This is a genomic window from Pseudonocardia sediminis, from assembly GCF_004217185.1.
Taxonomy (GTDB): domain Bacteria; phylum Actinomycetota; class Actinomycetes; order Mycobacteriales; family Pseudonocardiaceae; genus Pseudonocardia; species Pseudonocardia sediminis.
This window is the reverse complement of the sequence record NZ_SHKL01000001.1, coordinates 5,333,124-5,356,005: the sequence shown is the minus strand read 5'-3', so window position 1 is coordinate 5,356,005 and position 22,882 is coordinate 5,333,124. Positions and strand designations below refer to the sequence as shown.

The 22,882-nt window shown below is 73.7% G+C and carries 21 protein-coding genes; 15 read left to right on the top strand and 6 right to left on the bottom strand.

Annotation, left to right across the window (positions count from 1 at the left end; translation table 11 throughout):
- Window positions 1-381 precede the first annotated feature (381 nt).
- From EV383_RS25010 to EV383_RS24990, 5 genes are all read left to right on the top strand, one after another.
- A complete protein-coding gene (locus EV383_RS25010; protein ID WP_130292197.1) occupies window positions 382-687 on the top strand; it encodes a hypothetical protein in 306 nt (101 codons plus the stop codon).
- A gap of 302 nt (window positions 688-989) precedes the next feature.
- Window positions 990-1,286, top strand: a complete 297-nt coding sequence (locus tag EV383_RS25005; protein ID WP_207223651.1) for a hypothetical protein — start codon at window positions 990-992, stop codon at window positions 1,284-1,286.
- An 8-nt stretch (window positions 1,287-1,294) separates the two neighbouring features.
- On the top strand, window positions 1,295-1,585 hold the full coding sequence (locus EV383_RS25000) for a hypothetical protein (protein ID WP_130292195.1): 291 nt from the start codon (window positions 1,295-1,297) through the stop codon (window positions 1,583-1,585).
- 195 nt (window positions 1,586-1,780) lie between these two features.
- A complete protein-coding gene (locus EV383_RS24995) occupies window positions 1,781-3,505 on the top strand; it encodes a zinc metalloprotease (RefSeq protein ID WP_130292194.1) in 1,725 nt (574 codons plus the stop codon).
- 53 nt (window positions 3,506-3,558) lie between these two features.
- The gene (locus tag EV383_RS24990) at window positions 3,559-4,428 is read left to right on the top strand and encodes a Scr1 family TA system antitoxin-like transcriptional regulator (protein ID WP_130292193.1); all 870 of its coding nucleotides are present in this window, start codon (window positions 3,559-3,561) and stop codon (window positions 4,426-4,428) included.
- A 51-nt stretch (window positions 4,429-4,479) separates the two neighbouring features.
- On the opposite strand, the gene EV383_RS24985 is transcribed toward EV383_RS24990, so the two are convergent.
- From EV383_RS24985 to EV383_RS24975, 3 genes are all read right to left on the bottom strand, one after another.
- Window positions 4,480-5,403 carry a Scr1 family TA system antitoxin-like transcriptional regulator gene (locus EV383_RS24985; RefSeq protein ID WP_130292192.1) on the bottom strand — a complete coding sequence of 308 codons (924 nt, stop codon included), beginning with the start codon at window positions 5,401-5,403 and terminating at the stop codon, window positions 4,480-4,482.
- A 134-nt stretch (window positions 5,404-5,537) separates the two neighbouring features.
- On the bottom strand, window positions 5,538-6,056 hold the full coding sequence (locus EV383_RS24980; RefSeq protein WP_130292191.1) for a GNAT family N-acetyltransferase: 519 nt from the start codon (window positions 6,054-6,056) through the stop codon (window positions 5,538-5,540).
- Between the two features lie 13 nt (window positions 6,057-6,069).
- The gene (locus EV383_RS24975; RefSeq protein WP_130292190.1) at window positions 6,070-6,684 is read right to left on the bottom strand and encodes a histidine phosphatase family protein; all 615 of its coding nucleotides are present in this window, start codon (window positions 6,682-6,684) and stop codon (window positions 6,070-6,072) included.
- Window positions 6,685-6,896: 212 nt separating this feature from the next.
- On the opposite strand from EV383_RS24975, the gene EV383_RS24970 reads away from it, so the two are divergent.
- From EV383_RS24970 to EV383_RS24960, 3 genes are all read left to right on the top strand, one after another.
- Window positions 6,897-7,922 carry a serine protease gene (locus tag EV383_RS24970; RefSeq protein ID WP_130292189.1) on the top strand — a complete coding sequence of 342 codons (1,026 nt, stop codon included), beginning with the start codon at window positions 6,897-6,899 and terminating at the stop codon, window positions 7,920-7,922.
- Between the two features lie 254 nt (window positions 7,923-8,176).
- Entirely contained in the window at window positions 8,177-9,352 is a 1,176-nt protein-coding gene (locus EV383_RS24965) for an NAD(P)-dependent malic enzyme (RefSeq protein ID WP_130292188.1), read from the top strand.
- A 369-nt stretch (window positions 9,353-9,721) separates the two neighbouring features.
- On the top strand, window positions 9,722-12,289 hold the full coding sequence (locus EV383_RS24960) for a putative bifunctional diguanylate cyclase/phosphodiesterase (RefSeq protein ID WP_165438497.1): 2,568 nt from the start codon (window positions 9,722-9,724) through the stop codon (window positions 12,287-12,289).
- 206 nt (window positions 12,290-12,495) lie between these two features.
- Here EV383_RS24960 and EV383_RS24955 read toward each other — a convergent pair whose 3' ends face one another.
- Window positions 12,496-13,566: an aldo/keto reductase gene (locus EV383_RS24955; RefSeq protein WP_130292186.1), complete on the bottom strand. Its 1,071-nt coding sequence runs from the start codon at window positions 13,564-13,566 to the stop codon at window positions 12,496-12,498.
- Between the two features lie 116 nt (window positions 13,567-13,682).
- Between EV383_RS24955 and EV383_RS24950 the strand changes: the two genes are divergently transcribed.
- A complete protein-coding gene (locus tag EV383_RS24950) occupies window positions 13,683-14,516 on the top strand; it encodes a helix-turn-helix transcriptional regulator (RefSeq protein ID WP_130292185.1) in 834 nt (277 codons plus the stop codon).
- A gap of 10 nt (window positions 14,517-14,526) precedes the next feature.
- Here the strand turns inward: EV383_RS24950 and EV383_RS24945 are convergent, their stop codons facing one another.
- Window positions 14,527-15,756: an acyl-CoA dehydrogenase family protein gene (locus EV383_RS24945; RefSeq protein WP_130292184.1), complete on the bottom strand. Its 1,230-nt coding sequence runs from the start codon at window positions 15,754-15,756 to the stop codon at window positions 14,527-14,529.
- Between the two features lie 146 nt (window positions 15,757-15,902).
- Here EV383_RS24945 and EV383_RS24940 point away from each other — a divergent pair, with 146 nt between their 5' ends.
- Genes EV383_RS24940 through EV383_RS24920 form a run of 5 tightly spaced genes read left to right on the top strand, consistent with a single transcriptional unit; the run spans window position 15,903 to window position 20,160 of the window.
- Complete coding sequence (locus EV383_RS24940; RefSeq protein ID WP_130292183.1) at window positions 15,903-16,988, top strand: ABC transporter ATP-binding protein; 1,086 nt, start codon at window positions 15,903-15,905, stop codon at window positions 16,986-16,988.
- Between the two features lie 6 nt (window positions 16,989-16,994).
- Complete coding sequence (locus EV383_RS24935) at window positions 16,995-17,660, top strand: ABC transporter permease (protein ID WP_130292182.1); 666 nt, start codon at window positions 16,995-16,997, stop codon at window positions 17,658-17,660.
- A complete protein-coding gene (locus tag EV383_RS24930) occupies window positions 17,657-18,391 on the top strand; it encodes an ABC transporter permease (RefSeq protein ID WP_130292181.1) in 735 nt (244 codons plus the stop codon). The genes EV383_RS24935 and EV383_RS24930 overlap by 4 nt, the downstream gene beginning before the upstream one ends.
- Window positions 18,392-18,404: 13 nt before the next feature.
- Complete coding sequence (locus tag EV383_RS24925; protein WP_130292180.1) at window positions 18,405-19,316, top strand: ABC transporter substrate-binding protein; 912 nt, start codon at window positions 18,405-18,407, stop codon at window positions 19,314-19,316.
- Window positions 19,317-19,350: 34 nt separating this feature from the next.
- Window positions 19,351-20,160, top strand: a complete 810-nt coding sequence (locus tag EV383_RS24920) for an MOSC domain-containing protein (protein ID WP_130292179.1) — start codon at window positions 19,351-19,353, stop codon at window positions 20,158-20,160.
- Window positions 20,161-20,277: 117 nt separating this feature from the next.
- Here EV383_RS24920 and EV383_RS24915 read toward each other — a convergent pair whose 3' ends face one another.
- Window positions 20,278-21,987, bottom strand: coding sequence for a DUF6194 family protein (locus EV383_RS24915; protein ID WP_130292178.1), 1,710 nt, complete (start codon window positions 21,985-21,987; stop codon window positions 20,278-20,280).
- A gap of 62 nt (window positions 21,988-22,049) precedes the next feature.
- Here EV383_RS24915 and EV383_RS24910 point away from each other — a divergent pair, with 62 nt between their 5' ends.
- Window positions 22,050-22,853, top strand: coding sequence for a MerR family transcriptional regulator (locus tag EV383_RS24910; RefSeq protein ID WP_130292177.1), 804 nt, complete (start codon window positions 22,050-22,052; stop codon window positions 22,851-22,853).
- Window positions 22,854-22,882: the final 29 nt, after the last annotated feature.

Below are 22,882 nucleotides of genomic sequence, written 5' to 3'. Positions count from 1 at the left end.
ATCCGGTCGGGGCGCGCGCGAATAATGCGCGTCCGAACGGGTGAGCGTCATGGGCCGATCGCCGCGTCGCACGGGCGATGCCGGGTGGGCGCGGGCCCGCCCCGAGCCCCTCGCCCGCGGCGTCGGTCCTGCTCGGAAGGGTGACACCCGGTCGGGTGCCCTCAGGCGGCCGCCGCCGGCGCCCCGCGCCCGGCCATTCCGAATATTCCGGTGCTCCGGAATGGCTCGGAACCACGTAACCACTCCGTACGGACTTCGTTTTCCTAGTACGGGCCCGCACCAACCGGCCCGACATCGCCGGAGAATTCGGTGATCCCAGAAGAATCCGTACCGAGATCGCATTGTGATCGAACGTGCGGGACGAGTCGAGGAGATTTTCGAATGCGTAAGACGATCGACATCGCGGACCTGGCCGGCGTCGTGGGCGAGGTCCTGCCCGAGCGGACCGTCATGTCCACCGTCACCACCCCCTTCAACAACGCCGGTGGCGGCGACGGGGGCTCCAGCAGCGCGGCGGCCGCGGCGGCCGGCGGGCAGGGTGGCGACTCGAGCGGGACCACGGCCCTCAACGGCCAGCAGGGCACCGTCTCCCAGGGCACCCCGGGCCTGCTGGGCTCGCTGGGCCTCGGCTCCAACAACCCGGGCTCCACCCTGACCTCGACGCCGGGCGCGGTCTCCGGGCACTGAGATGAACCGGGCCCGGCCGGGCCCCGTCCCTGACGGGGTCCCGGGCCCCTCGGCCCGGTCCACGGCGCACACCCCCGAGTCGCGCCGCGCTGCTCGACGCCGGTCATCGACTTTCCCGTGTATCGCACAGGCATGGGTGCCGTTATCGGTGAGAGTGAGCGAGGATTCGAGTCACAACGGGATCGGCCCCGGCGTCGGCGACAATGTCGACGCCGGGCCGGCCCGCTCCATTCCTATTCCATTCTTGTGCCGGGCGGCGCACGTCGTCCGGTGAGACGCGTGAAGAGGTGAATGTGGTGGCCATGGTGAACCAGGCTGACCTGGACATGCTGGTGGGCGAGGTCCTGCCGCAGCGGACCGTGCTGTCGACGGTGACGACACCGTTCAACAACGCCGGCGGCGCCGGCGGCGGGCCGAGCAGCGCGGCGGCCGCCGCGGCCGGCGGCGCCGGTGGCGACTCGGGCGGGACGACCGCCCTGTCGTCGTGCCAGACGACCTACAGCGCGGGCACCCCCGGCCTGCTGGGCTCGCTCGGCCTGGGCTCGGCGAACCCGGGCAGCACGACGACCTGTGTCCCGACCGCCGTGTCGGGTCACTGATCCCCGACATGCGGCCCGACGTGGACCTGGCCGGGCTGAACGCGCTGTGCGCCGAGGTGTTCCCCCGGCGCACGGCCCTCTCGGTCGTCGACCTGACGTTCAACAACGGCGCCGGTGCCGGCGCCACGAGCACCCCGGCCCCGTCGTCCGACGGCGGTGGGGGCGGCTCGACGGTGGCCTCGAGCTGCACCACCACCTCGAGCCCCGGGACCCCGGGTCTGCTCGGCTCGCTCGGCCTGGGCTCGAGCCAGCCGTACACGAGCGTGACCTGCGTTCCGACCGCCGTGTCCGGGCACTGAGTACCCGGCATCCGGTGCCGAACGCCCGGGCCGCGGAGGGGGAACCCGTCCACGGCCCGGGCGTTCGCACGTCCGGCGGCGACGGTGACGACGACGAGATCCAGCACGACCGGTACCGCCGAGAACCCGGTACCGCGAGACCCGGGACCGCGAGACCCGGCACGGCGAGCCCCGGCAGGGCGTGGAGGCGATGGCATGACCAGCACGGTGGAGCGCGGGTACCGGCGGGAACCGGCCCGGCGACAGGACGCCGGCGCGGACCGGCGCGCTCGGTCGTCCCGCCGTCCGGCTCCGGACCCGCGGGTGCCGAGCCCGCCCCGGCGCCTGCCCCCCGGGATGCACCCGGCCGAGGTGACCGGGCCGACCCAGCTGATCGAGGCCCCGGCGCCGACGCTGCTGCCCGGCGTCGAGGCGGTCGGGGAGTTCGAGGGGTCGGGCTACAAGCAGCCCCCGCAGCTGGTGTGCCGGGCCGACGGGCAGCTCGTCCGCCTGCCCCCGTTGCTCTACCTGCTGGTGACCCTGCTCGACGAGCGCAAGGAGCTCTTCGTCGACGAGGGCCGCCCGGCCACCCACCGCACCCTGCACAGCGTCGCGGCCGCGCTCCGGTTCGAGACCGGCGACGGCTACCTCGCCGAGCACGTCGCGTTCCTGGTGGACCAGAAGCTGGCCCCGCTGGGCGTGACCACCTACTCCGACGGCACCGTCCCGGAGATCGAGCGGTCGGACCCGTTCCTGGCACTGCGCTACAAGTTCACCGTCGTCTCGGAGAAGCTGAGCTGGCGGCTCGCCGGGATGGGCTCGTGGCTGTTCCACCCCGTCGTGATGGCCGCGGTGCTGTCCGGCTTCGTGATCGCCGAGGCCTGGGCCCTGCTGTACCAGGACATGGGCTACGCCCTGCAGCAGGTGCTGCTCAACCCGGTGGACCTGCTGCTGGTGGTGGTCATCTCGTTCGCCTCCACCGGATTCCACGAGATCGGGCACGCCGCGGCCTGCCGCTACGGCGGGGCTCGCCCGGGCACCATGGGGTGCGGGATCTACCTGGTGTGGCCCGCGTTCTACACCGACATCACCAACTCCTACCGGCTCGGCCGCGGCGGCCGCGTCCGCGCCGACCTGGGCGGGGTGTATTTCAACGCGCTCGGTGTCGTCGTGCTGGCCGCCTGCTACGGCTGGACGGGCAACCCGTTGTTCCTCGTCGCGCTGCTCTCGACGAACCTCGAGATCGTCCAGCAGCTGCTGCCGTCGCTGCGCTTCGACGGGTACCACATCATGGCCGACCTGGTCGGCATCCCGGACCTGTTCAAGTACATCGGGCCGATCCTGCGCCGGGTGATCCTGCGCCGGCCGGCCGAGCCGCTGCTCGACGAGCTCAAGCGCTGGCCGCAGATCTTCATCTCGGTCTGGGTCCTGTTCGTGATCCCGGCGCTGTTCCTGCAGCTGGGGCTGATCGTCGTCCAGCTCCCGGACCTGGTCCGCAACGTCGTCGCGAAGTCCGAGCGGCTCGTCGGCGAGCTCGGCGGGTCGGGCAACGTCGTGCTGGACGGGGCCTCGGCGTTCGTGCAGATCGCCCTGATGGCCATCCCCGTCCTCGGTGTCGCGCTGGTGCTCTGGCAGCTGACCCGCTCGCTGCTGCGGTGGGCCGTGCCGAAGATCCGCGGCCGCGTCGGCGCCGGGGCGTCCGGGGACGGGTCCGCCCCGCGCCCGGCGGCGACCACGGGGGGCCGGAACTCCGGGCGGCACCGCCTGCCTCGCAAGTGGTCCGACTGCGCCGACGGCCAGGCCTGGCGCGAGGCGACCACGTACCGGGTGGGCGCCGACGGCGGCTCCCGCAAGTGGGCGGACCATCTCCTGCGGGTGGACGCCCGGGGCGCCGGCGGTGCGCTTGTGATGGTGCGGGCCGGATGCAAACATGATCACTGACGTGCGGCGCCTCCGGAGCCGGCGGGCGACGAGGAACGGGAGTCGGGCGGACCGTGTCGCACGGGGAACCGGGAGCGGATCCGGCGCACGAGCTGGCCGCGGGACTGCGGGCCCTGCGCCGCGACGCGTTCCCGTCGGCGACGGCCCTGGCCGCCGCTCTCGGTTGGTCGCAGCCGCGGGTGTCGAAGCTGGAGACCGGGCGTAGGCGGTGCGGCGAGGCCGAGCTGCGCGCCTGGTGCGAGGCGACCGGGGCCGGCGCCGAGACCGCCGCCCGGCTCGACGCCCTGCTCAGGCGCGCCGGCGGGCGTCCCGCCGCGCCCGGCCGGTCGGCCGGTGCGGAGGCCGCGCCCGGGGAGCCGTACGACCCCGCGCCGGACGCCGGCTGGACCGGCGGCTACTACCCGTTGACGCTGCCCCTGCAGCTGGCGACCGGGGCCTACCTCGCGGCCACCTCGTTCGCGCCGGCGGACCCCGGCGGTGCCGATGGTCTGCTGGAGCGTCGCCAGCGGGCGCGGGTCCGGCAGCAGGCCGCGTTGTACCGGCCGGAGAGCCGCGTGGAGCTGGTGCTCGCCGAGCCTGCATTGCACCTCGGACCGGCGCCGACCGCGGTGAAGCTGGGCCAGCTCGACCGGCTGGGTGAGCTGGCCCGGCTGGACAACGTGGCGGTGTCGGTGCTGAGCGAGGCCGACGCCGCGCAGGTCCCGGCGCCCACGCACTTCACGATCCGGATCCCCCCGCAGCGGGTGCTCGTCGGGGGCCTGACCCGCGAGCACCGGGTGGACGACCCGGGGGAGGTGGCGGCCTACCAGGCGATGTTCGACGCCGTCCGCGCCGCGGCCCGCCACGGCGAGCAGGCCCGGGAGGTCGTGTCCCGCGTCCGTGCGCGGCTGGTGCGGGCCGACCCCGGCGCCGCGACGACCTGACGCCCCACGTTCCGGCGTCGCCGCGTCCCGCTGTGGTGGGGCGGATCGTGCTCAGCCCTCGTCGCGGATGCGTTCGAGCAGGGCGGCGGCCTCGTCGCCGTCGACCGAGGCCTCCCAGAGCCGGGTGAAGGCCTCGGAGTAGAACCGCACGTCGTCGGCACGGGAGAACCACAGGTCCCCGGCCAGCGCCGGGATCAACACCCGTTCCGGGTAGGCCGTGAACGACGACAGCGGTGCGCAGGGCAGCGCGGCCGTGCGCGGCAGCACGGCCAGGCGGGCCGCCCCCTGCTCGCGCACCACGGCGCACAGCCGGTCGAGCTGGCCGCGCAGCAGCGACGGCGGCCCGACCGGGCGGCGCAGCGCACCCTCGTCGACGACGATGCGGCCCACCTCGGTCGCCTCGTAGACCAGCGCCTGGTGGCGCACGTGCAGGGCGGCCATCTCGGCGAGTGTCTGGTCGAGGTCCTGCCCGGTGGCCCCCGGAGGTACCGCCCGCCGCACGCTCTCGGCGAAGAACTCACGGGTCTGCAGCAGGCTCGGGACCGTGCCGAGGCTGAAGGCCCGGAACGGACCGGCGGTCTCGTCGAGCTCGATCAGCTGCCGGTAGCGCTCGGGCCAGGTGCGCCGCCGCCGCGGGCGGTCCGGCTCCGGCCGCGGTCCCTTGTCCCCGAGCGCCGTCGTGCGCAGCCCGCTGAGCTGGGTGCCGAGACGGGCCCGGAGAGCCTCGTCGTCCACCGTGCACTCGAGCCAGCGCGTCACGTCCTCCTCGGACGGGAGGGTGGCGCCGGTCTCGATCTTGGACACCTTGGACTGCGACCAGCCGGCGGCCCGGGCGAACCCGGCCCCGGTCGGCCAGCGCGAGAGGCGCCACCGGCGCAGCTCGGCGGCCAGGCGGTCGGCCGGGGGCGCGGTCGGGGAGGCGGTGAGGGTGTCGTCCGGGTGCGCCGCGGGGCCCGTGTGCCGGCGGTCGGTCATCGGTCGTGGCTCCAGGCGGTTCGGGGCGTGCGCGTGCCTGCACTCCGTTCATGATCTCGAACAAAGATCGCATGATCGCGGTCACTCGCGCGAGTCGTGCAGTTGCGCAACGTGATCGGTGTCCCCGACCGTCGTCAGGGCGTGGCCGGACCCGCCGGGTGGTCCCGGGGCACTCCGCCGGCGCCGACGCGGGCCAGCGCGGGCCCCGTCAGCCGGTAGGTCGTCCAGCCCTCGTTCGGCACCGCTCCCACGGAACGGTAGAAGCCGATCGCGGGGGCGTTCCAGTCCAGGACGTTCCACTCCAGGCGGGCCCAGCCCTCGGCCCGGCACCGGGCGGCCAGGGCGGCGAGGAGCGCGCCGCCGTACCCCGACCCGCGGTGCTCCGGGCGGACGTAGAGGTCCTCCAGGTGGATGCCCGCCACGCCCTCCCAGGTGGAGAACGTGCGGAACCAGATGGCGCAGCCGACGGCGTCCCCGCCGTCCCCGCCGGCGACCGCGACGTGCGCGTACGCCGAGGGATCCGCCCCGAACAACGCGGTGTGCAGCTGCCCGGCGGTCAGGTGGCACTCGTCGCGCGCCTTCTCGTAGTCGGCGAGCTCGTGGACCAGGGCCACGATCGCGTCGACGTCGCGGGGCCCGGCCTGCCGGATCACCGGAACGACCCGGTCACTCGGGCTGCACCACGTTCACGGCGTCGAGGCGGGGAGCGCCGCGTTCGTCACCGAGGACGGTGACCGCGGCGGCGTCCATCCGCAGGTGCACCCCGCCGGTCGCCGGCAGGCCGATCCAGCGGGCGGCCAGCACCCGGCCGAAGTGGCCGTGCCCGACGAGGACGACGTCGCCGTCGGCGGTGAGCTTCCGGGCGTCGACGAGAACCGAGTCCGCGCGGGCACCGACGTCGTCGGGGGTCTCGCCGCCGGTCCACGGACCGTCCCAGATCGTCCAGCGGGGGTGGCGTTCGCGGATCTCCGGCGTCGTCAGTCCCTCCGCCTCGCCGTAGTCCCACTCGGCGAGGCGGTCGTCGACGGCGTCGACGTGCAGGCCGGCCAGCTCGGCGGTGAGCCGCGCACGCGAGCGCGGGCTGCACAGCACCCGCGCCGGGGGAGGAGCGTCGATGCCGCGCAGGAACTCCAGCGAGTGCCGGGAACGTCCGGCCGCGGCCCGCCCGGCGTCGGTGAGGGGGATGTCGGTGTGGCCGGTGTGCCGGCCGTTGGCGGACCACTCGGTCTCGCCGTGACGGAGCAGGAAGACCCGGCCGGGCGGGCTGACGTCGTCGGACACGATCCGGCACGGTAGTCGCCGCACCGCCCCCTCGCAGGGGCCGTACGGCTCCGGTGGCGGCGCGGCGGCACCGGACACGGTGGAGTGACGGGAGAACAACGACCCGAACGTGACGGTGACGGTCCGGGACGCGGGTCGTTCTTCCGGGTACGAATGCGGGCGGGGTCGCGCCAGGCGGGACGAGGCCCCGTGGACAGGAGAAGAGGAACCCCATGTCTCGTGCACTGCGGAGCGGACGCCGGATCGTCGGCGTCGGTGTCGTGCTGGGCCTGGCCTCGGCGGCCGCGCTCGCCGCCCCCATGGCGGCCTCGGCCGCCCCCGTCGCGACCTTCGCCCCGGCGACGACCGCCGCGGTCGGGCCGGGCGTGCAGATCGCCACCCCGCTGCCGCGCGGAGCCGAGCTGTGCACGGCGAACTTCCTCTACACCGACGCCGCCGGCTCCGACGGCCACGCCGACGGCGGCCGGCGCGGCAAGGACGGCGAGCACCAGTCCGCGCACACGGAGTCCGGCGCGGGCGTCCCGGACGGGAAGGTCTACCTGGGCGCGGCCGCGCACTGCAACGCCGCCGAGGACGCCATGTCCTCGGTGGACGGCTGTCGCGAGCCGGTCATGCCCGTGGGGACCGCGGTCGTGATCCAGGGCCGGGACGGCGAGAACTACGCCGGCCGCGTCGCCTACAACTCCTGGGCCACGATGCAGGCCCGCGGCGAGACCGACCCGGAGCTGTGCAACCTCAACGACCTGGAGCTGATCGAGCTCGGCGACGCCGCGGTCGCCGCGTCGAACCCGACGGTGCCCGGCTTCGGCGGCCCGACCGGCCTGGACGCGGACGGGACCGGGGAGGGCGAGAAGGTCTACAGCCACCAGCCCAACCAGCTCGTCGCGACGCCGAACAAGCAGGGGATCAGCCTCGGTCAACCGGAGGGTCCGCGCACGCACGTCGTGGCGACGACGCCCCCGGGCGTGCCCGGTGACTCCGGAAGCGGCTACCTCGACGCCGAGGGCAGGGCGTTCGGCGTGCTGAGCAGCCTGATGGCCCCGACCACGACCAACGGTGTGGCCGACATCGCGCAGGCGCTGGACTACGCCGACGAGTTCGGCGGCGTCGGCCGCGTCTCGGTGATCGAGGGTGACCGGCCGTTCGCGCCGACCGCGCTGCCGCTGAGCGAGGAGCCGACCGGCCCGGCGCTGCCCGCGCTGCCGCTGCCGGAGCTGACGCCCACCCCGCTGCGCTGATCCCTCTGCGCTGACCGGCGTGTGTGTGCCGCACGACACGTGCGGCACCCGGGCGTGGGCGGGGGCCGCTCCGGTTACGATCCATCGCGTACCCGACAGCCGAGTCCCGGGACGTCCCGCCGCATCCTGCGTGGACTCCCGTGGTGGCCGTCCGGCACCGCGAACTGGTTGACGACACCCGCGACCTCCGGTGCAACGGCAGGTGGCGCGCCTCCGGCGTGCCCCGCATCGCCCATCCGTGAGGAGCCCCCGTCATGACCCTTGCCGACCAGACCGAGACCCGTGCGACGACCGTCCCGACCCGCGACGAGGTCTTCGGTGCGCACGAGGGCGGCAAGCTCAGCACCGGCCTGACCGCCCCGCTGGGCAACGCCCGCGACCTCGCCATCGCCTACACCCCCGGTGTCGCCGACGTCAGCCGCGCGATCGCCGCCGACCCGTCGCTGGCCGCCCGCTACACCTGGTCCAACCGGCTCGTCGCGGTCGTCAGCGACGGCACCGCGGTGCTCGGCCTCGGCGACATCGGCCCGCGGGCGGCGCTGCCGGTGATGGAGGGCAAGTCGGCGCTGTTCAAGTCCTTCGCCGGGCTGGACTCGATCCCGGTCGTGCTCGACACCACCGACGTCGACGAGATCGTCGAGACGATGGTGCGGATGCGGCCCACGTTCGGCGCGGTCAACCTCGAGGACGTGTCGGCGCCGCGCTGCTTCGAGCTGGAGCGCCGGCTGATCGAGGCGCTGGACTGCCCGGTCATGCACGACGACCAGCACGGCACCGCGATCGTGCTGCTGGCCGCCCTGCGCGGGGCCTGCGCGGTGCAGAACCGGCCGCTGTCCGGTCTGCGGATCGTCGTGTCCGGGGCCGGGGCGGCCGGGGTGGCCTGCACCCGCATCCTGCTCGCCGCCGGCGCGACCGACATCGTGCTGCTCGACTCGCGCGGCATCGTCGACGCCGGGCGCGGCGGGGTGAAGGCCGATCTCGCCGCCGTCACCAACCCGCGCGGGGTCACCGGTGGCGTGGGCGAGGCGATGGCCGGCGCGGACGTGTTCGTCGGTCTGTCCAGCGCGACGCTGCCCGAAGAGATCCTGTCCACCATGGCTCCGGAGGCGATGGTGTTCGCGCTGTCCAACCCGGACCCCGAGGTGCACCCGGACGTCGCCGCGCGGCACGCCTCGATCGTCGCGACCGGACGCAGCGACTTCCCGAACCAGATCAACAACGTGCTGGCGTTCCCGGGTGTCTTCCGCGGAGCGCTGGACGCCGGTGCCCGCCGGATCACCGAGCGGATGAAGCTCGCCGCCGCGGAGGCGATCTTCTCGGTGGCCGCCGACGACCTCGCGACGGACCGGATCGTGCCGAGCCCGTTCGACCCGCGGGTCGCCCCGGCGGTCTCCGCCGCCGTCGCACACGCCGCCGACACGCCGGAATGATGATCACGTTCCGTGTATGCGCCGAAACGCAGAGCAGCCTTCGGTGAACGGCAGTCGCTGTCGGTCAACTCCATAGTGGCCACTGGGCGACAGTCGGTGACCCTTCGGCGCGTGGATCTTCGATTACCGCCGAGTATTCGCAAACGGCAGATCGTCCGTTAGGCTGAACAGGCCCATCACGCCCTGTGTAGCCTGGCTCGATCGGGCTACCTGGGCGGATCGCCCGGGCCGGTGGCTCGTTGGTTCTGATGCACGGAGTCGATCAGAACGGAGGCGGGCGTGGGCGACCTGGAACCACGCGGGGGCGACCGCTCGTCCGGTAACCCGGGCGGGGCCGTACCGCGCTCGGGAACGGTGATGGGAGCCGAGATGCGGCGACCCGGCGACGGCGACCGTCCGGCCGGTTCGGGATTCGCCGGCGATCTCGCCCGCGCCTTCACCGACACCCGGCGGCCCGCGCCGTTCGCGGACGAGGAGGAGCCGGCGCTCCCGCCGATCGTGGTGCCGGACATCTCCGACGTCGTCCTCCCGCACGCCCCGACGATGCTCTGCGACCGCTCCGGCACCGTCCTGCGCACGAACCCGGCCCTGCGCCGCCTGGCCGGGTCCGCGGACCCCACCGGGATGCGGCTGCCGCAGCTCCTGGTCGGTCCCGACTCCGACGCCCGGCTGGTCCGCGCCGACCGTCAGCTCGCGCGGGTGCGGGTCGTGCGATGGGCGCAGCCCGGTGAGCGCACGGCCGTCGTGCTGGTCCCGTTCCCGGAGGCCGAGACCGCGCCGTCCGACGAGGCGCCCGCCCTGGACCTGGAGCGCGCCACCCGGTCCGGGACCTGGACGTTCGACCTCAACGCCGGGACGCTGACCCGCAGCGAGGGCCTGGTCGAGCTCTACCGCTCGCTCGAGGTCCGCCCGGACGGGCCGGAGGGCCCGATCGAGGGCGAGCAGGTCGAGCGCGTCTGCCGGCTGCTGCGCCGCGACTCGCCGTCGGGGACCGGCGACCCCGGGGGTGCCGCGGACACCGGCACGCACTCCGCCGAGCTCCGCCCCGCGGGCGACGGCCCGGGCGCACCGGTGCTGAGCTGCCGGACCCGGATCGAGCGCACCGCCGGGGGCGGGCCGCTGCGGCTGATCGGCACCGTCGCCGACGTCACCGACCGCCGCCGCGCCGAGCACCGGGCCCAGCGGGCCGGGCAGCGCTTCGCCGACCTCGTCGCCACCATCACCACCGGTGTCGCGATGCTCGACGACCGCGGCCGGGTCGTCGACGCCAACCCGGCCATGTGCGCGCTTCTCGACGCCGACCTGGAGACGCTGCGCGGGGTACCCGCCCGCAGCCTGACCGCGGACCCGCAGCGGACGTCGTCGGAGCTGCCGGACTGGCTGCGCGACCCGTCGGACCCGCAGCCCAACTACCGGATCGACTCGCTCGCGCTGCTGCGCGCCGACGGCACCCGGGTCGACACCGAGATCGTCGTCAACGCCTCCCCGGCCGACGACGGACGCCCGTTCTGGCTGCTGGTCTGCACCGACGTCGGCGAGCGGAACCGGGCCGCCGGCGTGCTGCGCGACGCCGACACCGTGGACGCGCTGACCCGGCTGCCGAACCGCGCCGCCGCGCTCGCGCACGCCGACCGTCTGCTGTCCGGGCCCGGTGCGGACCGCGTCGCCCTGGTCGTCGGCGACGTCGACGACTTCGCCCGCGTCAACACCTCCCTCGGGCACGACGTCGGCGACGCGCTGCTGGTCGAGCTCGGCGCCCGGCTGCAGCGCGAGCTCCCGGTGTCCTGCACCGCCTCGCGCCTGTCCGCCGACGAGTTCGCGGTGGTCTGCGCCGACGTCACCGAGGTCGGCGGCGCCGCGCGGCTCGCCGGCATGGTCGCGGAGCTGTTGCGCGGCAGCGTCTCCGTGCACAACCGGCCGGTCGCGATGACGGCCTCGGTCGGGATCGCCACACCGGACGTCCTGCGGGCCGGGACCGGCTCCGCCGAGGCCCCCCGCGGGGCCGACCTGCTGCGCTACGCCGAGGTCGCGATGCGCGACGCGAAGAAGCGCGGCCGCGGCGCCGTCGCGGTGGCCGATGCGCGCAGCGGCGACGCGGCCACCCGCCAGCTGGAGATGGAGGCCGAGCTCCGCGCCGCGATCGAGAACGACGGCCTGCGACTGGAGTACCAGCCGGTCGTCGGCCCGGACGGCACGGTCCTCTCGGCCGAGGCGCTGCTGCGCTGGTCGCACCCGGTGCACGGCGAGGTCACGCCGGGGCAGTTCCTGCCGGTCGCCCAGCGCGGTGGGCTGCAGCGCGACCTCGACATCTGGGTCCTGCGCACCGCCGCGACCGAGGCCGCGAGCTGGCCGCGGTTCGGCCAGCAGATCTCGGTGGCGGTCAACCTGGCCGGCCTGCTGCCGGCCGACCCGGACTTCCTCGACGTCGTCACCTCGACCGTGACCGGCTCCGGGCTGGGCTGGGACCAGCTGGTGCTGGAGCTGGTGGAGACCAGCCTGGTCTCGCTGCCCCAGCCCGCCCTGGACGCGATGAGCGAGCTCGTCCGCCGCGGCGTCCGCTTCGCCGTCGACGACTTCGGGACCGGCTACTCGTCGCTGGCGCGGCTCAAGGAGCTCCCGGCGCAGACGGTGAAGGTCGACCGCGCGTTCGTCACCGGCGTCGGCACCGACCCCGCGGACTTCGCGCTGGCCCGCGCCGTCGTCGAGGTGGCGCGGGCGATGGGCCGCGGCACCGTCGCCGAGGGGGTGGAGACCGCGGAGCAGTTCCACGTGCTGCGCGGCCTCGGGGTCAACGCGTTCCAGGGCTGGTTGTTCGCCCGCTCGCTGCGCCCGGACGAGCTGCACCGGATCCTGCGCGGCGGCGGCCTGCCGACACCGGCGACGGCCGCCGGCGGACCGCCGGACGCTCCGCGACCGGGCGCACCCGGACAATGGTGACGGTCCCCGGACGGACCCGTCCGTGTGGATCCGGGTTCAGCCGGTGCTCGCGTTCTTCGTCCTCGGAACCCTGGTTTGGTGGACACCATCACGAGATCGAGCGGTTCGGTCGCCGATGCGTTCTCGACGTGGTGGAACAGGTCCCGGCGGCGCGAACACCCGGTCACCTTGTTCCGCGGTGAACGATCGTTCCCCGGCGTCCGCGTTCATCGGCGGTGCCTCTCGATCGTGAGGTCACCCGCGGACACGGCGCGGGCGTGGTCGCCGGCGAGCAGATCGTGCGGGTACCCGAGGTCGATCGCGCTGACGGAGTCGAGACGGGCGAGCTGCTCGGCGGTGAGGTCGACGTCCAGCGCTCCGAGGTTCCCCAGCAGCTGCTCGGCGGTTCGAGCGCCGATGACCGGAGCCGTCACACCGGGGTTGTCCAGTACCCAGGCCAGCGCGATCTGGGCGGGCGTCCGATCCGTCTCGGAGGCGATGTCCCCGACGACGTCGGCGATCGTGAGGGTGCGCTCGGTGACCATGCCGAGGCCCGCGTTGAACGTCTTCCGGTTGCTCTCACCCGGCCTGGTGCCGGCGGCCCCGGCGAGGTCGGCGCGGGTGTACCTGCCGGCGAGCACGCCGCCGCCGACCGGAGAGAACGGAGTGACCCCCAACCCCATCTCCCGTGCCATCGGGATCAGGTCGCGTTCGGCGGCGCGGTTGATCAGGCTGTACTCGGGCTGCAGCGCGACCAGCGGGGTCCAGCCGCGCAGGTCGGCGATCGCCTGCATGCGTGAGATCTCCCAGGCCGGGACGTTGGACATCGCCACGTAGTGGACCTTGCCCTGCCGGACCAGGTCGTCCAGGCCGCGCAGGATCTCCTCGACCGGTGTCGTGAAGTCCCAGACGTGCAGGTACAGCAGATCGATGACGTCGGTGCCCAGCCGACGCAGGCTGGCCTCGACCGAGGCGAACAGGCTCTTGCGGTGCGGGCCACCGGAGTTCGGGTCCCCCGCCGTGCGCAGGGTCGTGTACTTCGTCGCCACGACCAACCGCTCGCGGTGCTCGCGGATGAACTCGCCCAGCAGCCGCTCGGAGCTGCCGTCGGTGTAGGTGGAGGCGGTGTCGACGAAGTTGCCGCCGTGCTCGACATAGGTGTCGAACAGGGCTCGCGCCTGTTCCTTCTCCGCGCCCCACCCCCACTCGGTGCCGAACGTGGCCGTACCCAGCGCCAGCGGGGAGACCCGCAGCCCGGATCGCCCCAACAGCCGGTAGGTGTCGAGGGTCGTTGACATGGTGTCCTCCTGCGATCGCGATCGACGTCGACCGCCAGGATGTGACCGCCGCAGGGCACGGACAACGGAGCCGGTTTCCTAGGAATAGCGGTCCTATCGACCCGGTTGCACCGTTCGTGATCACCGGCACCGTGGACGCGACGCGGGAGCTGGCCGTGTTCCTGCGGTCGCGACGCGAGAGCCTCGATCCCCGGGATCTCGGCCTGCCGTTGCGTCGGGGAGCCCGCAGGACGCCGGGGCTGCGCCGGGAGGAGGTCGCCGAGCTGGCCGGGATCAGCACCGACTACGTCATGCGGCTGGAGCAGGCCCGGGGGCCGCGCCCGTCGGCCGACGTGGCGGAGGCTCTGGCCGCCGCACTGCGACTGGCCCCCGACGAGCGTGCCTATCTCTTCGGCCTGGCCGGGCGGCGTCCACGCACCGCCGACGAGCCCGCCACCGTCGCCGCGCCGCCGCTGGCGCAGCTCGTCGCCGATCTCTCACCCCGCCCGGCCATGCTGCTGAACCACCGCTACGACATCCTCGCGTGGAACCTCGAGATGGCCGGGTTGATGCTGGACTTCGACACGCTGCCTCCGTTACAGCGCAACGCGATCCGGCTGTGCTTGTTGGACCCCCGAATGCGTGAGTCCCACCTCGATCGCGAGGCCGTCGTCCGGGACGGGGTCGCCCACCTGCGTACGGCGTGGGCCGCGCACCCCGACGACCAGACCCTCGACGACCTCATCGCAGAGTGCATCGCCGGCGACGAGGACGTCGCACGGTGGTGGTCCGAGCCGGCCGTCACGCTCACCGGTCGAGGCCGCAAGGTCGTGCGCCATCCCGATCACGGCGTGATCGCGACCGATTTCGAGGTGCTCGTGCCGCTCGGCGACCCGGACCAGGTCGTGGTGGTCCATCGTGGCGCCGACGACGGGAGCCGGGCGGCGTTGAACCGCTTGGGTCCCGGGTAGAGCGATCGGCTCAGCGGACGAACGCGCTGTGCCCGGTCACGTTCTTGCCGACGATCAGCGTGTTCATCTCCCGGGTGCCCTCGAACGAGAACATCGCCTCGGCGTCGGAGAAGTAGCGGGCGATGCCGTTGGCCACGATCACGCCGTTGCCGCCGACGAGCTGACGCGACCAGGCGACCGTCTCGCGCATCCGGCTCGCGCAGAACTCCTTGACCAGCGACGAGTGTGCGTCCGAGCCGCGGCCCTCGTCGAGCAGCTGGGAGTTGCGCACCGCCATGCCGAGCGAGGCCGACACGTTGCCCAGCATCTTGACCAGCAGGTCCTGCATCAGCTGGAACCCGGCGATCGGGCGTCCGAACTGCTCGCGCTCCTTCGAGTAGGACAGTGCCAGCTCGTAGGCGGCCATCTGCACCCCGACCGCGCCCCACGACGCGTTGGCCCGGGTGCGCTGCAGGACGGTGCCGGCGTCGGCGAACGTGCCCGTGCCCCCGGAGAGCCGGTGCGACTCCGGGACCCGGACCTGGTCGAGCAGGATGTCGGCGCTCTGCACGATCCGCAGCGACGTCTTGCCCTCGATCTTGGTGGTGGTCAGGCCGGGGGTGCCGCGCTCGACCACGAACCCGCGCACCGCGCCCTTCGCCTCGGGGTCGGTGTCCCGCGCCCAGATCACGATCAGATCGGCGAACGTGGCGTTGCCGATCCAGCGCTTCTCCCCGTCCAGGACCCACTCGTCGCCGTCACGGGTGGCCGTGGTCTCCATACCGCCGGCGACGTCGCTGCCGCCGTGCGGCTCGGTGAGCCCGAACGCGCCGATCTGTTCCATCCGCGCCATCGGCGGGAGCCAGCGCTCGCGCTGTTCCGGCGTGCCGCCGGCGAAGATCGAGCCCATGGCCAGGCCCGTGTGCACGCCGTAGAAGCTGTTCACCGACGGGTCGATCCGGCAGATCTCGGCGTGCAGGAAGCCCAGGAACAGCCGGCGTGCGGGCGGGTCGGCGTAGCCGGCGCCGGCCAGGTCGAGCGCGGCGAAGCCCTTGATCAGCTGCTGCGGGAACTCGTCGCGCTGCCAGGCCTCGTCGACCACCGGTGCCACCTCGGCCGCCAGGAACTCCCGGACCCGCCGCAGCTGCGCCCGCTCGTCGTCGGTGAGCAGGTCGGCGTAGTGGAAGTAGTCCGCGACGTGCGGGGCGTCCGGATCCAGGTCCAGGCGGGGACGGGGCAGGACGGAGTGCTCTTTCGGCATGTCCTCACTGTCGTCTCGGCCGGGCGGGACCGCACGGTCTGACCGGGGGCTCGTCGGTCACACGCGCGCGAGGATCGCCCGGTCGGGTTAGCGTGGGCCGACCGAGCGGCCGATCAGCGGCCGCCGTGGCGACGGGGGTTGCCCGGATGATCGAGTTCCGGGGCGTGACGAAGCGGTTCCCGGACGGCACGGTCGCCGTCGACGAGCTGGATCTCGTCGCCGAGCAGGGGAAGATCACCGTCTTCGTCGGACCGTCCGGCTGTGGAAAGACCACGTCCGTCCGCATGATCAACCGGATGGTCGAGCCGACCTCCGGGGAGCTGCGGGTGGACGGCGAGGACGTGCTCGCCGGCGACCCGGCCGAGCTGCGCCGGGGGATCGGCTACGTCATCCAGCAGTCCGGCCTGTTCCCGCACCGCACGATCGTGGACAACATCGCGACCGTGCCGGTGCTGATCGGGCAGGGCAAGCGCGACGGCCGTCGCCGGGCGATGGAGCTGATGGAGACCGTCGGGCTCGACCCCTCGATGGCCAAGCGGTACCCGAACCAGCTCTCCGGCGGCCAGCAGCAGCGGGTCGGGGTGGCCCGCGCGCTCGCCGCGGACCCGCCGGTGCTGCTGATGGACGAGCCGTTCAGCGCCGTCGACCCGGTGGTCCGGGAGAGCCTGCAGGACGAGCTGCTGCGCCTGCAGTCCGACCTGGGCAAGACGATCGTGTTCGTCACCCACGACATCGACGAGGCGATCAAGCTCGGCGACAAGGTCGCGGTGTTCCGGGTCGGCGGGAAGCTGGCCCAGTACGACGAGCCGGGCGTGCTGCTCTCCCGCCCGGTCGACGAGTTCGTGGACAACTTCGTCGGCCGCGACCGCGGCTACCGGGGCCTGGGCTTCCTGACCTCGGACACGATCCCGATCCGCGAGCTCGACACCGTGGCCCTGGGCGACGACGCCCCCGGGCAGGGCTGGTACGCCGTGCTCGACGCCGAACGACGTCCGCTGGGCTGGTTCGAGGGCGGCACCGGGGGACCGGTCGGCGAGGGTGACGTCGTCCCCGGCGGGTCGCTCTACGAGGTCGGGTCCGGATCGCTGCGCGGCGCCCTGGACGCCGCGCTGTCGTCGCCGTCCGGGCGCGGGGTGGCCGTCGACGCCGACGGCCGGGTCGCCGGCTCGATCAGCGCCGACGACGTGCTCGCGGCCCTGCCCGACGCCCGCCGTCACGACCCGGCGGCCTGACCGGTCATGGACTGGGTCTTCCGCAACTCCTCGCTGGTGCTGGAGCTGACCGGCCAGCACATCGTGTTCTCGCTGGTCCCGGTGCTGATCGGGCTGGTGCTCGCGGTGCCGCTGGGCTGGCTGGCCAACCGCACCCGGATCGGCCGCTCGCTGACGCTCAACATCGCCGGGTTCCTCTACACGCTGCCGTCGCTGGCGCTGTTCGTGTTCCTGCCGCCGATCATCGGCACCCGGATCCTCGACCCGCTCAACGTGATCGTGGCGCTGTCGGTGTACGTGCTGGCGCTGCTGGTGCGCACCGTCGCCGACGCGCTGAACTCGATCCCGTCGACCGTGGTCAACTCCGCCACGGCGATGGGCTACCGGCCGGGACGGCGCTTCCTCACCGTCGAGCTGCCGCTGGCCGTGCCGGTCATCCTGGCCGGGCTGCGGGTGGCCGCGGTCAGCTCGATCAGCCTCGTGACCGTCGGCTCGGTGATCGGCTTCGGCGGCCTGGGCAAGATGTTCACCGAAGGGTTCCAGCGGGAGATCCCGCAGGAGACGATCTCCGGCATCGTGCTGGTGCTCCTGCTGGCGATCGTCGTCGACGGCCTGCTGCTCCTCGCCGGGCGCGCCCTGACCCCGTGGGACCGGCCCGCCCGCACACGCCGCACCGCAGGGACGGCGTCATGACGTATCTGAGCTGGCTGTTCAGCGCCGAGAACTGGGCCGGCGGCGCGGATAACCCGGGCATCGCGCAGCGACTGGTCGAGCACCTGGGCTATACCGCGCTGACGCTGGTCATCGCCCTGGTGATCGCGTTGCCGCTGGGGGCCTGGATCGGGCACTCCGGCCGCGGCGGGTTCCTCGTCGTCGGGATCGCCAACGCCCTGCGCGCCCTGCCCACCCTGGGCCTGCTGGTGCTGCTGTTCCTCGCGGTCGGGCTGGGCCTGCTCGGACCCCTGATCGCGCTCGTGATCCTCGCCGTCCCGCCGCTGCTGGCCGGTACCTACTCCGGCGTGGCCAACGTCGACCCGCAGATCGTGGACGCGGCCAAGGGCATGGGCATGCGCGGACGTGAGGTGCTGTTCAAGGTCGAGCTGCCCAACGCCCTGCCGCTGATCATCGGCGGGGTGCGCAGTGCGCTGCTGCAGATCATCTCGACGGCGACGATCGCGGCCTACGTCGGTCTGGGCGGGCTCGGCCGGTTCATCCTCGACGGCCTGTCCCAGCGCGACTTCCCGCAGATGATCGGTGGCTCGATCCTGGTCGCACTGCTCGCGATCGTCGCCGACGTCGTGCTCGGCGGCCTGCAGAAGCTGCTCGTCTCGCCGGGGCTGCAGGAGCGCTCCGCGGCGTCGAAGCCGGGGCGGCTGCGGCTGATCCGGGGCGGCGCGGACACCGGGGCCTCCCGTGCGGCCTGAGCGAGGGAGATCGATGAGGCGTCTGCTCGCGCTTCTGCTGGTCGCGGTGCTGGGCCTGACCGCCTGCGGGGGCGATCCGCTCTCCGGCGGCGGGTCCGAGTCCGACCCGAACGTGATCGCGATGGGGTCCGGGAACTTCACCGAGAGCCAGCTCGTCGCCGAGATCTACTCCCAGGCCCTGCAGGGCGCCGGTGTGCAGGTCGAGGAGCCGGTGGCGATCGGCTCGCGGGAGGCCTACTTCCCGGCGCTGCAGGACGGCTCGGTGGACCTGATCCCCGACTACAGCGGCGCGTTGCTGCAGTACCTCGACGAGAGCGCCCAGCAGCGCCGCTCCGCCGAGGTCTACGCCGCGCTGCAGAAGGTGCTGCCCCCGGAGCTGGTCGCCGGGGCGATGTCGCCGGCCCAGGACAAGGACGCCGTGATGGTCACCCGGGAGACCGCGGACCGGCTGCGCCTGCGCTCGCTCGACGACCTGACGCCGCACTGCAAGGACATCGTGTTCGGCGGGTCCCCGGAGTTCCAGACCCGCCCGGACGGCATCCCCGCCCTGCGCGAGAACTACGACTGCGCGTTCAAGTCCTACCGGTCGCTCGACGCCGGTGGCGTGCTGACCGTGACCGCGCTCGTCGACGGGGACGTCCAGGCCGCCGACCTGTTCACCACCGACCCGGCCGTCGCCCAGAACGGGCTGGTCGTGCTGGAGGACCCGAAGGAGAACTTCGCCGCCCAGAACATCGTCCCGGTGATGGTGAAGCGCAAGGCGACCCCGCAGGTCACCGGCGTGCTGGACCGGGTCTCGGCGAAGCTCACCACCGAGGAGCTGCTGGCGGTCAACACCGAGGCGGCCGGGCCGGACAAGCCGGCGCTGCGCACGGTCGCCGCCGACTGGCTCGCGCGCAACGGGCTGGCCGGGAACGCACCGTAGGCTCGGTCCGCACACACAGGTGGAGGTGACCGCGATGGCCGCGGAGATCGTCGGATCGGTGGCGTCGCTGCACCGCTACCCGGTGAAGTCGATGCTCGGCGAGGACGTCGACGCCCTCGAGCTCGACGAGCACGGCGTCGTCGGGGACCGCGGGCTGGCGCTGCTCGACACCGCGACCGGCCGGGTCGCCACGGCCAAGCAGCCCCGCTGGTACCGGGACCTGCTCAAGTGCCGAGCCGAGTCCGGCCGCGACGGCGTCACCGTCACGTTGCCCGACGGCCGCGGCCTGCCGGCGGGCGAGGCCGACGAGGCGCTGTCGGCCCTGCTCGGACGCGACGTCCGGATGGCCGCCGAGCGCGCCGACGGGGCGTCGGTCGAGCGCCCGGACCCGGAGGACGTGCTCTCGCACGGTCTCGACGCCGACGTCGAGGCCGCGATCCTGGAGATCGCCCAGGGCACTCCGGGCGGACGGTTCGTCGACCACTCGCCGATCCACCTGATCACCACCGCCACGCTCGACGCCCTCGGCGTGGAGGCGCTGCGCTACCGGCCGAACCTGGTGATCGCCACCCCGCCGGGACACCCGGCGTTCTCGGAGAACGAGTGGGTCGGCCGTGAGTTCACCGTCGGCGGGGTCCGCCTGGCCGGTGCGCTGCCTACCCCGCGCTGCTCGGTCCCGACCCTGGAGCACGGTGACCTGCCGCGCTCGCCGCAGTCCCTGCGCCCGCTGATGACACTGAACCGGGTCGAGGTGGAGGGCTTCGGCGTCCTGCCGTGCGCCGGTCTCTACGCCCGTGTCCTCACCGGCGGCACGGTCCGCACCGGGGACGCGCTGTCCGGCTGAGCGCGGGCAAGGCGCCCGCGAGGACGGGTGCGGCGTATCCCCGTGTCGGTCTTCCATGATCGATCGGAGTGTGACGATCGGTGCCACCGACGGCACCGATCGTCTCCCACAGATCGATCACTGCGGGGAACGGCGCCCGTGCGCCAGGGCGAGCAGCCGGTCGATCTCGGGCAGCGTCGCGTCGGTGGGGTTGAGGACGGCGACCCATCCCTGACGTCCGTAGGCCGGGTGCGGGACGATCCGGTCCAGGACGGAGACGTCCGGTCGGCACTGCTCGAGCTCGGCCGGCGGGGTGCCGAACAGGGCCTCGAACTCCTCGCGCCCGACCCCGATGTTGAGGCGGAACACCCCCGGCCGGTGCAGGGCTGATCGCTCGTCGAACCCCGGTGTGTCGTGGACGACGATCGTCGCGAACGGCATCCGCGCCCCGTCGACGGAGAAGAACCAGTCGCCCATGCTGTGCGCCGCCGCCTCGTGGTCCTCGCCGACCCGCAGGTGCGTGATGCCGGGCAGATCGCGCAGGATCCGGGCCGCGAGGTCGGCGTCGGTGGGCGGTGCCGTGGTCGTGAGCGGGGCGCCCGGTGAGGTCGCCACGTGCAGGACGGCGTCGGCGTGGTCGAGGTTCTCCGCCGACAGCGGGGCGTAGCCGCGGTCGCCGCTCGCGTCGGTCCGGGTGTGCAGGCCGTCGCGGGGGACCTGGCTGGTGGGCAGCAGCGCGCTCCCGCCGGCGACCCGTTCCAGCGCCCCCTCGAACGTCGACGGCGCCGGTGCCGGGAGCCCGTTGACGCTGCTCGCGCCCAGGCTGCCCGCGACGACGGTGCAGCGCTCGACGCCGACCGCGGCGACGATCGCGCCCGCGCCGGACCACTCGACGTCCATCCCGGGGATCGCCCACCGGGCCGGGTGGCGCAGGAGGTGCGCGTTCTGCGCGAAGACGAACGTCGGTCCGCGGTGCCGTTCACGGGCGCGGACGGCGTGCAGGTGCTCGGCCATCAGCGCGCTCCGGATCCCCAGCAGCCGCGACAGGCGCTCCCCGGGACCGCGGCCGGGGTCGGCGGCGTGCGCGTGGATGCGGAGCAGGCCCAGCGCGGAGCGACCGTGCACGGCGGCCGCGTGCCAGTCCTCCGGCGAGGTGGCCGCGACCAGCCGGGGTGCGCCGGTGTGCAGTGCGGTCATCAGGTCGTCGGTGAGCACCCGCAGCGCGCGGGCCTCGGGGGAGCCCCCGATCGAGACCGCGGCGTCGTACAGGGCGGCCCGGTCGGACCAGCGGTCGTCGTCGCCGAGCAGCCGGTCGAGCCCGCCCTGCTCTCGTGTCGCGGCGTCGCGGGGCAGCTCCGCGGGATCCAGGTGGTCGAACAGGTAGCGGTGCAGGTGGGTGAGGTAGGGGCGGGGGCTGGGGATGAGGTCCGCCTCGGTCGGGGCGTCGACGCCGTGGAAGGCCAGGCGCCGGGCCGGGGGCAGCGTGTCGTTGTGGGCGCGCATCCAGGCCACCAGCTCCCGGTTGGCCGGGAGCTCACCGAACCCGTGGGTGAACCCGGACGCCATCACCGCGTCGAGCGTGCCCGTCCCGCCGCGCACGTACGCGTCCACCTCGAGCGCGGCGACGGCGTCGGTCTCCAGCGCGATCGAGCCGAAACCCCGCTCGGCCAGCAGCGCGAACAGCCGGTTGCGCATGGTCGGCAGCGCGGGTTCGCCGTGCGTCGGCTCCCCGAGGGCGAGCAGGTCCGGGGTGGGATCCAGCAGCGCGTCCAGTGCCGCGGCGAGGGCGGTGTCGTCGTCGAAGCCGAAGGAGGGGACGCGATTCGGGGCCGGGAACGAGGAGGTCATGGGCGTTCATCGTATCCTTGAACGACCCGGTGAAGGTTTTCCGCCGAACCTGCAGGAGAAGCATGGTGAAGTCTCAAACCGGAGGTAATGGGCAGTACCGCCCGGTCGACCTCGCCCGGGAGCACGGCCTGTCGGCCCAGGCGGTCCGCAACTACGAGCGCGACGCCGTCCTGCCCCCGGCCCGGCGCACTCCGAGCGGCTACCGCGTCTACACCGAGCGGCACGCGGTCGCGTTGCGCGCGCATGTCGCCCTCGTCGCCGCGCACGGGCACGCGACCGGATCCGAGGTGATGCGGGCGGTCGGCCGCGGTGACCGGGCGGCCGCGCTGCGGGCGATCGACGAGAGCCACGTACGGCTGCTGCGCGACCGGGAGACCCTCGACGCCGTCGAGAAGGCCGTGGGCGCCCTGGCCCGTCCGTCGGTACCGGCCCGTCCGTCGGTACCGGCCCGCCCGTCGGTACCGGCCCGCCCGTCGGTACCGGCCCGCCCGGCGGCGGAGCGCCCGCAGCGGCTGATCCCGATCGGCGCGCTGGCGCACCGGCTGAGCGTGGTCCCGGCGACGCTGCGGGCGTGGGAGCGCGCCGGGATCCTCGTCCCGGACCGGGAGGGTGGCGGTAGCCGCCGCTACTCCGCCGACGACGTCCGCGACGCGGAACTGGCGCACCTGCTGCGCCGCGGCGGCTATCCGCTCGCCCACATCGCCGTCGTCGTCGACCAGGTCCGGCGGGCCGGGGGACCGGAGCCCCTCGCCGCGTCGCTCGACGACTGGCGGGCGCGCCTCGACGCCCGTGCCCGCGCCATGCTCACCGCGGCCGGCCGGCTGGCGGACCACCTGCGGGCCTGCGAGGCCGACCCCGGCCCGTGATCGGCGTCCCGGCACCGATCGCGGCCACC